This window comes from Stenotrophomonas capsici, assembly GCF_034961085.1.
GTDB lineage: Bacteria > Pseudomonadota > Gammaproteobacteria > Xanthomonadales > Xanthomonadaceae > Stenotrophomonas > Stenotrophomonas capsici.
On record NZ_JAYFUH010000075.1, the window covers coordinates 1 to 9829 of the forward strand.

Genomic DNA, 9829 nt, shown 5'->3' on the forward strand with positions numbered 1-9829 from the left:
TGGCCGAAGTCTTCGCTGCGCTTGGGCACCATCGCCTTGCTGGCCGGGTCGAACAGGCCGCCGATGCCGAAGGTGCTGTTCATCAGGAAGCGGCCCAGCGTGTCCCAGGCGTCATCGGCATGGCCCTGCAGCAGCTGGTTGACCATGGTCAGCGGCGAGCGCAGGTTGCTGAAGAAGTTGGTCACGCCGGTGCGCGCGAACTGCGGCACCACCTTGGTGTAGGCGGTGGCCAGCGGACGGGCGACGCTGCGGTCGACGGCATTGTTGAAGCGGTGCACGCCGCGGTTGTACTTCTCCCACGGGTCGTAGGACGGCGATGCGCCGGTGGCTTCCTCCGCGCCGGTGCCGGGTGACGGGCCGCCGTACAGCGCAGCGAAGTCGTCCTCGGCGGCGGTGGGGGCCACATCTTCGCTGGCGGTGCCCGCACTGGCCGCGGCCGGCGGTGGCGTGTCGTGCCCGGAGGTGTCGGTATCGACGGCGGGGGTTTCCGCCGCCGCCGGCACGTCATTGGCCGCCACGGGCTGTTCGATGGCCTGCGACGGTTCGACCAGGCGGGAGGCCGGCGCGCTGTCGCGTGCCGGCTTGCCGGCACAGGCGGCAAGCAGCACGACGCAGGCCAGGAGGGGGAGGGTGCGGATGATGCTCATGTCAGCTTCCTGCTGCGGTCGCATTGAAATCGAGTGACGGGGACAGCCGGTAGGCTGCCCGCAGTTCGTCCAGCCCTGCCGGCGCACCGAGGACCTGCACTGGCCCATGCGCGCGCAGGCGTGCGGCGAGCTCGCCCAGCACGGCCAGCCCGGCGCTGTCGACACGTTCCAGCAGCTGCAGGTCGAGCTGGCGCAACGTGCCCGGCACGCGCGCCAGCTGCGGCCACAACGCCGTTACCGCAGCGCGGTCGAGCACGCCTGCCAGGTGCAGGGTGTCGCCCTCGATGCGGGCGCTGGCATTACTTGCCACGGGGAGCGGGACCGGCGTTGGCCTGGATGCTGCCGCTGCGCAGCTCGGTGGCCACCTGGCGGATCGACTTCTGGCGCAGCGGGGCGTCGAACTGGTTCTTGAAGGTCTGCACGTAGGAGATGCCTTCGATCATCACGTCGAAGATCTTCCACTGGCCGCCGACGTTGCGCATCAGGTACTCCACCGGGGTCGGCTCGCTGCCCGAGCGCACCAGTTCGGTGGTCACCTTGACGCCGCGGTTGCCCGGCAGCGCGGTTTCGCCCTTGTAGCGGAAGCTCGGCTTGCCCTGGATGTCGAGCAGGGTCGAGCCGTAGCGCGACATCAGGTTGTCGGCCATGGCGTCGGCGAACAGCTTCACGTCCTCGTCCGACGCGCCGCGGCCGTGCACGCCCAGAACCAGGCGGGCGGCGTAGTCGCGGTCGAAGCCACGGCTGAGCTCGCCGTCGATGAAGCTGCGCAGGGCGGCCGGGTTGCTGCGGAACTCGCTGCGGCGGGACTGCAGCGTGTCGATGATGCGGGTGCTGGAATCCAGCACGGTGCGTGCGGCCGGCGACGGCTGGGCAGCGGTGGCGGCCGGGCGCGCTTGCGCGCTGACCAGTGCAGGGGTGGAGGCCAGCAGGGCCGAAGCAAGCACGGCGCCGAGCAGTTTCACGTTCATGGTTGCGGTTCCATTGCGGGCGCGTCTGCGCCGGGGGTTTCGTGGGTCTCGGTGCCGGCGGCATTGCCGCCACCGCTGAACATGTACTTGCCAACCAGCTGGATCAGGTCCACCGCCGGCTGGGTGAAGACGATCTCGTCACCGGACTTGAGCGGTTCCGGGTCTCCACCGGGCTGCAGGCCGATGTAGCTTTCGCCCAGCAGGCCACTGGTGAAGATGCCTGCCGAGGTATCGGCGGGCAGATCCTTGAACTTGCCGTCCAGGGCCAGGGTGACGATGGAGTCGTATTTAACCGGGTCGAGCTGAATATCAGCCACTTGGCCGATGGTCACGCCGCCGACCTTCACTGGCGCCTGCTTGCGCAGCTGGCCGATCTGGGTGAAGCGGGCCTTGAGCACATAGTCACCGCCGCCCACGCCGAAGCGCTGGTTGGTCGATGCCACGGCAAGCACCAGCAGCGAGGCCAGGGCCAGCAGCAGGAAGGCGCCGACGGAAAATTCGAGTCTGGGTCCACGGATGGCCATGTTGTTATCTCACTCCTGATCCATCTGGTGCTTCGCCGCGGCGAAGCCGTTCGGGTTCTGTTCCCACGCGACCGGCGCGGGGCGTGGGGTATTACTGGAAGAGCAGTGCCGACAGCACGAAATTGAACATCAGCACCAGCAGCGAGGCGTTGACCACCGCGCGGGTGGTCGCCACCGAGGTGCCTTCGATGGTCGGCTCGGCGTGGAAGCCGACGTAGGCCGCCACCAGCGCCGCGGTGCCGCCGAAGATCGCCGACTTGAGCAGGGCCACGGCGAAGTCATCCCAGAAGTCGACGCTGCCACGCAGCCCCGACCAGAACGTGCCGTTGTCCTGGCCCAGCACATGCACCGCCTCGAAGTAGCCACCGGTGATGGCCAGCGAGCAGAAGATGCCGGTCAGCAGCGGCACGGTCAGCACCGCCGCCCAGAAGCGCGGCGCCACCGCCTTGGCAACCGGGTCGATGGCCATCAGCTCCAGCGCCTTGATCTGGTCGGTGGCACGCATCAGGCCCAGTTCGGCGGCGATCGAGCTGCCGGCGCGGCCAATGAACAGCAGCGCGGTCAGCACCGGCGCCAGCTCGCGGTACAGCGACAGGCCCAGCAGCGTGGACAGCGCATCGGAAGCACCGAAGGTAGTGAGCGTGCGATAGCCCTGCAGGGTCAGCACCAGGCCGACGAACGCGCCACCAACGGCAATGATCGGCAGCGAACGTGCGCCGATCTTGTAGATCTCGCGGGTCAGCTCGGCCAGGAAGTCACGGGTCGGCAGCGAACCACGCAGCACGGTCAGCGAGAACAGGCCGGCGCGGCCGAGCGAGCGGATGGAGGAGGCGAAGGGCATCAGAGAGCGACTCCTGAAGTGTTGGAGGTGCGGAAGCCGCTGTTGTCCTTCTCCCGCTTGCGGGGGGAGGTGCCCGAAGGGCGGAGGGGGGCAGCCTTGAGCGCAGAAGCGCCCTCTCCCCAACCCTCTCCCGCCATGCGGGTGAGGGGGCAGGAATCACGCATTTCGTGCATCGGCACCATCACGCGTTCTCCAGCCCGTAGTTGCGCGCCGGCGCATCGAACGGGATCGGGCCGTCCGGCTGGCCGTGCAGGAACTGGCGCACCAGCGGGTCCTGGCTGGCCTGCAGTTCGTCCGGCGTGCCGGAGAACACGATGCCGCCGTTGGCGATCACCACCGCCTGGTCGCTGATCGGCAGGGTCTCGTGGACGTGGTGGCTGACGATGATGCTGGTCAGGCCGAGGCTGTCGTTGAGGCGCTGGATCAGGCTCATGATCACGCCCGAGGCGATCGGGTCCAGCCCGGTCAGCGGCTCGTCGTAGATCATCAGCGGCGGGTCCAGTGCCAGCGCACGGGCCAACGCCACGCGCCGCGCCATGCCGCCGGACAGCTCGCGCGGCCAGGCGTCGGCGGCGGCCAGCAGGCCGACTGCGTGCAGCTTCATCTGCACCAGTCGGCGCAGTACCGGCTCCGGCAACCGGGTATGCGCGCGCAGCGGCAGCGCCACGTTCTCGGCCACGCTCAGGTCGGTCAGCAGGCCGTTGCCCTGCAGCAGCACGCCGACGTTCTTGCGCATCTCCAGCAGGGCGCGGTTGCCGTGCGGGATGTCCTGGCCGAACAGCTGCACATTGCCGCTCACCGGGCGCAGCTCGCCGGTCAGCGCCGCCAGCATCGTCGACTTGCCGCTGCCCGACGGGCCCAGCACCGCGGTGATGCTGCCGCGCGGCACCTGCAGCGAGACGTCGCGCAGGATCGTGCGCCCGCCGCGGTCGATGCGTACGTTGGACAACTGCACCAGGGGTGGCGGGTTCGAGGGCATGGTGGCCTTTAACGGAAAAACAACGTTGTAGGATTATCAGACGCGGCTGAACAAAAGCGAACTGGTCCGTGCAGTATTGTCGCATCCGCCGGGCGAACCATGGGTGATGAGCAGTCCCGGGAGCAGCAACACAGTGTCCGCCGGTTGGCCCAATCCGTACGGGGTCGCCGGGCCGCTTGCCCGGAACACCGGGACGCGCGGCAAGTGGAACTGCCCTGTTGCCAGCCCCGCGCGTTGTCATGCCAGTGATCCCGGGCCAACCTCGCCGCCCCTGATCATCCCGCCGCATCCCTGCACTAAGGTCCGCCGCTGATTTCCCTGAAGGATCGGCCAGGGAGGCCGAGCGGCGATGTCACGGATGCTCATCGTGGTTGGCGATGCCCTGCAGCGCGGAGGCGCGGTGCTGTCCGGCTCGCCGCACACCGATATCGACGGCCGCGCGGTGGCGCGAGTCGGCGACAAGGTCCTCTGCACCCGGCATGGCGCCGGCGCCATCGTGACCGGTGACCCCACGCTCCTGATCGACGGGCAGGCCGTCGCACGGAATGGGGACAAGGCCAGCTGTGGTTGCGTACTGCTGGCGGGGCGGCAGCAGTTGGCTCACATCGCCGATGGCCACAGTGGGATCGGGAGGGATCTGCTGCGAGGTGTTTCTCCCATGCGCTGGGAGCCGAGGGCAGACCAGCCGAAAGCGCCTCCGGCGCAGCCGGCAACAGGTGAGCAGCCTACCAGCCACTGCTGGATGAAGGATCTCGTCACCCAAGTGAAGGTGGATGCGCGTGGGCGCTACTTCGAATCGTATGGGACGGATGGAAGCCATTTTGACGACGGGGTGGATTGGCCGGTTAGCTTCCGACTCGATGTCCCACTGAAATCGGGGGGCGATATCACCGTCACCATCAAGATGAAGATCAAGCCCTACGAACTTGTGCCGGGTTACAGGCTTGTCTCGGACAAGGAAATCCAGGAAGCCAAGAGAAAAATCTGGCAAGGACTCACCGGGGGACTGAATGGTCGCTTCAAGTTGCTGATCGACGACCCACAGTGTGGAACGTGCTCTTTTGCGATTCGCTATGCGATTGAATATGTCGAGGAGAACGAAGATTGCGTACTGGATCTACGTGATGAAGTCTTCCGCGAACATGTTGATCAGAACATCATCGTTGTCGACGTGCAGACGGGCCCATGGACATATGTGCATGAACTGATGCATTGCTTGGGATTGCCTGACGAATACATGGACGATGGAAAGGAAGCACGGATCCTGCAGTACTTCATGCCCAATGGTATGCCCAGTGAGGAATTGGTGAGGACGAAGGGAATGGGGCATGACGAGGGTCAGGCCCCCACACTGATGTCCGAGGAACATAGTGCAGTGCTTGAACCTCGACATGTCTGGAACGTCGGAATCGAGGTGACGGAACTCTTGCGTCTGGAGCTGGGTAGGGAGGTCACGTGCGTCGTTTCCTGATGGTGCTGGTGCTGGTTCAGTCGCTATGGACGGTTACGGCCCATGCAAGCGATGACCTCTCGCAGATCGAGTTGAGGGTCCGGTGCGTTGAGCCTGGGCCCTGCCGGTATGCGGGAAGGATGGTTGAGGTGGAGCTCGAGCTGTTCAATGCCGGGAAGAAGGCGGTGTCACTGCCTGTCGAGTACATCGGCCACCGGGGTCCTGCCATGACACTGGTGGATAACCGTTCCGGAAAGCAGACCGGTGTCCGGATGAGTCCCCCCGCACCACGCCTGCTCGCGCACAGCCGGACCCTTGCTCCCGGTGAGTCGGTTCGCTTCCGGGAGCAGATATCGGATGTGGTCGTTGACCGGTTTGCGTCGTTGCCTGTGGATATCACGGTCAACTTCACCTACCGGCTGGACCCGGAACGAACCACCGCAGGGGCTCAGCAGGTCCATGCCTACCTGCATGTCACCGACCGCCGGGAAGACGCAACGCTCGGTCGCTGAGTGGTGGCCATTGCCGCCGGAAGAATGCGATGCACGGTTGGCCGATGCCTGGAAGGCGGTGAACGCAGCGCTACCTCGCCGTAAGCCTGCTGCTACGGCAAGATGGCGCGATGACCGCCGTACCCGATTTCCGCCTCTATCACTCCAATGCCCTGGACGTGCTGGCCTCGCTGCTGGCCCATGTCCTGCGCGAACCTGCGCCCGGGCAGCCGCTGCTGGCCGCCGACACGGTGCTGATCCCGCAGGTGGCGATGCGGCGCTGGCTGCAGTCCACGCTCGCGGCCGAGTACGGCATCGCCGCCAACCTGGAGTTCCTGACGCCCGGCGAGTTCGTGGCGCGTGCGCTCAACGCCAACGTCAGCGGCGAGGCCGACGACCTCGGCGCCAGTGGCCTGCATTGGCGGCTGTACGCGGCGTTGACCGATCCGGCGCTGATGGCCCGGCCGCCGATGGCCGCGCTGCGCGCCTACCTGGACCGCGACGACCCGCTGCGGCCGTGGGCGTTGGCCGGCGAGCTGGGCGGGGTGTTCGAGAAGTATCAGGCCTGGCGCCGTGACTGGCTGCTGGACTGGGAGCAGGGCGGCGAGCCCAACGATCCCCAGGCCATCCTGTGGCGGGCCATCGCCGGGGGCCACCAGTACCGTGCGCGTCGCATCGATGACTACCTGCGCCGCTTCGAGGGCGAGGGCAAGCCGTTGCCGCAGGGCCTGCCGGGGCGGCTGTTCGCCTTCGCCACGCTCAATGTGTCGCCGGACGTGCTGCGTGTGATCGCCACCCAGGCGCGGGTCGGCACGTTGCACTTCTACATGCCCACGCCGACCCGCTCGTACTGGGGCGACCTGCAGACGCTGGGCGAGAAGCTGCGTAGCGGCGAGGCCGATCCGTTCGGCGCGCCGGCCGGCGAGAACCCGCTGCTGCAGGCCTGGGGCGCGGCTGGGCGCGACTTCATGGCGGTGCTGGGCAGTTACGAGGTGGTGCACCCCTCCGGCGAGATCGCCGCCTACGTCGACCCGGAAAGCGAGGCCGGCCCCGGCCTGGATGCCGGTGGGCTGGGGGACAGCCTGCTGCACCGCCTGCAGGCCGACCTGTACCACCGCCGCGCGCTGCCCGGACCGCCGCTGCGCGAGCGCCTGCGCGTGGACGACCCCAGCATCCAGGTGCATGCCTGCCACACCCGCCTGCGCGAGATGCAGGTGCTGCACGACCAGTTGCGCGCGCTGCTGGAGGACCCGCGCTTCGATCCGCCGCTGCAGCCGCGCGAGATCGCGGTGCTGGCGCCGGACATCGACCCCTACGTGCCGTACCTGGAATCGGTGTTCGGTGGCCGCGGCGGCAGCGACGAACACATCCCGTGGGCGCTGGCCGATGCCAGCCCGCTGCAGGGCGAGCCGCTGGCCGAGGTGTTCGTGCAGTTGCTGGGCCTGCCGGTGTCGCGCTTTGGCCTCAATGAAATCCTCGACCTGCTGGCCAGCGCGCCGTTGGCCGCCGCCGCCGGGCTGGACGCGGCCGCCTTCGAACGCCTGCACGCCTGGCTGCAGGCCGCCGGTGCCCGCTGGGGCCTGGACGCTGCGCATCGCGCGGACCCGCATCAGGCCCCGCGCGACGATGCCTACACCTGGCAGTTCGCGCTGGACCGCCTGCTGCTCGGCCATGCCAGCGGCAGCGACGAGGACATCGGTGGCGTCGCCCCGTGGCCGGAACTGGAAGGCGGTGCGTTGGCCGCGCTGGATGCGCTGATCCGCCTGCTGCGGGTGCTGGCCCGCCACCAGAAGACGTTGGCCGATGCGCTGACCCCGGCGCAATGGCGCGAACGCCTGCTCGGCCTGCTGCAGGCGCTGCTGCCCGAGCCCCCGGCTGAGCCGTCCACCCAGCGCGCGCTGGACCGCCTGCGCAAGTTGGTCAGCGAGTTCGCCGAGGACGCGGACACGGCCGGCTTCGCCGCCAGCGTGCCGGCCGAGGTGGTGCGCGCGCACTTCGCCGCGGTGCTGTCCGAGGCCGATACCCGCGCCCCGCTGCTGACCGGCGGCATCAGCTTCGGCCGCATGGTGCCGATGCGGCTGTTACCGTTCCGGGTGATCTGCGTGCTGGGCCTGAACGACGGCGACTTCCCGCGTCGCGACCCGGCCGCGGGCCTGAGCCGGCTCACCGCCGAGCTGGGCACCACGCGTCGCCGCCATGGCGACCGCTCGCTGCGCGAGGACGACCGTTTCCTGTTCCTGCAGCTGTTCGCCTCCGCGCAGGAGGTGTTCTACCTGAGCTACCTGGGCGCCGATGCGCGCGATGGCAGCGTGCGCGAGCCCTCGGTGCTGGTCAGCGAACTGATCGACGCGGCCGCCGCCTACCACCAGGACCCGGCCGCGGTGCGCCGGCAGCTGGTGGTACGCCACCCGCTGCAGCCGTTCGCGCCGACTGCGTTCGGCGGCGAGGAGCCGCGTCGCTTCAGCTATCGCCAGCAATGGCACCCGGCCGCCGGTGCGATCGGTGGCAACCGCCGTGCGCTGGCGCCGTGGTTCACCGGCCTGCAGGCCGCGCCGTTGCCGGCCGCGCTGGAGGACGAAGCCTTGTCGCTGGACAGCCTGCGCCGCTTCCTGTCCGACCCGGCCGGGCAGTTCCTCGGCCAGCGGCTGGGCCTGCGCCTGGCCGGCGAGATCGACCACAGCGAAGACACCGAGCCGCTGGTCGTCCCCGGCGGTGGCCGCGAGCATTCGGCCCTGCAGCAGCAGGTGTTGACCGCCTTGTTGGAAGGTCGCGAACAGGGGCTGTACCAGCGCCTGCGCGCGCGCGCGCTGTTGCCGTCCGGTGCGCTGGGCCAACAGCAGTTCAAGCGCGTGCTCGGCCGGGTCCGGCCCAGCGCCGAAGCCTTCGCGGCCTGGTACGACGGCCAGCCGTTGCGCTCGGAACTGTACGAAGTGGAGGTCGATGGCCTGCGCCTGCACGGGCGGGTCAACCAGATTCATCCACAGGGGCTGGTGCGCCTGCATGCCGGTGCGCCCGGGGTGGCCTACGTGCTGCGCGGGGGGCTGGACTGGTTGCTGGCCAATGCCGCCGGTGCCGGCCTGCCGCTGCTGCAGTTCCACGACGGCGGGCAGGACGGGCACGGCCCGCACGCCCTGCCGGCGCCCTCGCCGGAAGCGGCACAAAATGCCCTGAAAGCCTTGCTGCAGCTACGTTCCGCCGGTCTGCAGGCGCCGCTGCTGTTTGCCCCGTACACCGGTTGGGATATCTACAACGCCGCTGCCGAAAACCGCGAAAAGTCTGCACACGCGCGCTGGTACGGCGGCGACTACAGCTGGGGCGAGCGCGACGGCGAAGCGCTGCGGCTGGCCCTGCGCGGCAGTGATCCGTTCGCTGCCGAAGACACTACTCACAGATTTATCCACAACAGCCTGTTGATATTTTCGGCCCTGCGCGAGGGTCGGGTACGGGCCGAACCGGGCCCGACCGGGCGCACTGGAGGTGCGGCATGAACACCGCCGTACACGACCCCTACCTGGACCTGCCGCTGGATGGGCTGCGCCTGATCGAAGCCAGCGCCGGCACCGGCAAGACCTTCACCCTGGCCACGCTGTTCACCCGCCTGGTGGTCGAGCGTGGCCTGCGCATGGGCCAGATCCTGGCGGTGACCTTCACCGATGCCGCCACCCAGGAGCTGCGCAAGCGCATCCGTGAGCGCCTGGACCTGGCTGCGCGCCTGGTCGGGGTGGCGCCGGACGCCAGCGACACCCCGGAAACCGCGCTGACCCACGCCGTCCTGCAGCGCCACCTGGACCAGGGCGGCGAGAGCGCGGCCCAGCTGGGACGGCGCCTGCGCGCGGCCGCCGAGGAAACCGACCTGGCGGCGATCTTCACCATCCACGGCTTCTGCACCCGCGTGCTCGGCGAATACGCGCTGGAAAGCGGGCACACCT

10 protein-coding genes are annotated in these 9829 nt (G+C 68.6%); 4 read left to right on the forward strand and 6 right to left on the reverse strand.

All coding sequences use genetic code 11. The annotated features are described in order from the left end of the window. From VA603_RS06380 to VA603_RS06405, 6 genes are all read right to left on the reverse strand, one after another. On the reverse strand, positions 1-647 hold a 647-nt coding region (locus VA603_RS06380; protein ID WP_323438289.1), incomplete at its 3' end, for an MlaA family lipoprotein. 1 nt (position 648) lies between these two features. Further along, positions 649-957 carry an STAS domain-containing protein gene (locus tag VA603_RS06385; protein WP_132864080.1) on the reverse strand — a complete coding sequence of 103 codons (309 nt, stop codon included), beginning with the start codon at positions 955-957 and terminating at the stop codon, positions 649-651. Next, positions 947-1615, reverse strand: coding sequence for an MlaC/ttg2D family ABC transporter substrate-binding protein (locus VA603_RS06390; protein ID WP_132864081.1), 669 nt, complete (start codon positions 1613-1615; stop codon positions 947-949). Before VA603_RS06390 ends, VA603_RS06385 begins: the two co-directional genes overlap by 11 nt. Next, a complete protein-coding gene (mlaD, locus tag VA603_RS06395; protein ID WP_323438290.1) occupies positions 1612-2139 on the reverse strand; it encodes an outer membrane lipid asymmetry maintenance protein MlaD in 528 nt (175 codons plus the stop codon). Before mlaD ends, VA603_RS06390 begins: the two co-directional genes overlap by 4 nt. Positions 2140-2230: 91 nt before the next feature. Beyond that, positions 2231-2980, reverse strand: coding sequence for an MlaE family lipid ABC transporter permease subunit (locus tag VA603_RS06400; RefSeq protein WP_132864083.1), 750 nt, complete (start codon positions 2978-2980; stop codon positions 2231-2233). Between the two features lie 181 nt (positions 2981-3161). Further along, positions 3162-3959: an ABC transporter ATP-binding protein gene (locus tag VA603_RS06405; protein ID WP_132864084.1), complete on the reverse strand. Its 798-nt coding sequence runs from the start codon at positions 3957-3959 to the stop codon at positions 3162-3164. 358 nt (positions 3960-4317) lie between these two features. Here VA603_RS06405 and VA603_RS06410 point away from each other — a divergent pair, with 358 nt between their 5' ends. The 4 genes from VA603_RS06410 to VA603_RS06425 form a co-directional block, all read left to right on the forward strand. After that, positions 4318-5430, forward strand: coding sequence for a PAAR domain-containing protein (locus VA603_RS06410; protein ID WP_323438291.1), 1113 nt, complete (start codon positions 4318-4320; stop codon positions 5428-5430). Then, positions 5415-5921, forward strand: coding sequence for a hypothetical protein (locus VA603_RS06415; protein WP_323438292.1), 507 nt, complete (start codon positions 5415-5417; stop codon positions 5919-5921). The genes VA603_RS06410 and VA603_RS06415 overlap by 16 nt, the downstream gene beginning before the upstream one ends. A gap of 110 nt (positions 5922-6031) precedes the next feature. Beyond that, positions 6032-9388 (forward strand): exodeoxyribonuclease V subunit gamma, encoded by a 3357-nt coding sequence (gene recC / locus VA603_RS06420; protein ID WP_323438293.1) that lies wholly within the window; start codon positions 6032-6034, stop codon positions 9386-9388. Beyond that, the coding region (locus tag VA603_RS06425) for a UvrD-helicase domain-containing protein (RefSeq protein ID WP_323438294.1) at positions 9385-9829 on the forward strand (445 nt) is incomplete at its 3' end. The genes recC and VA603_RS06425, both read left to right, overlap by 4 nt.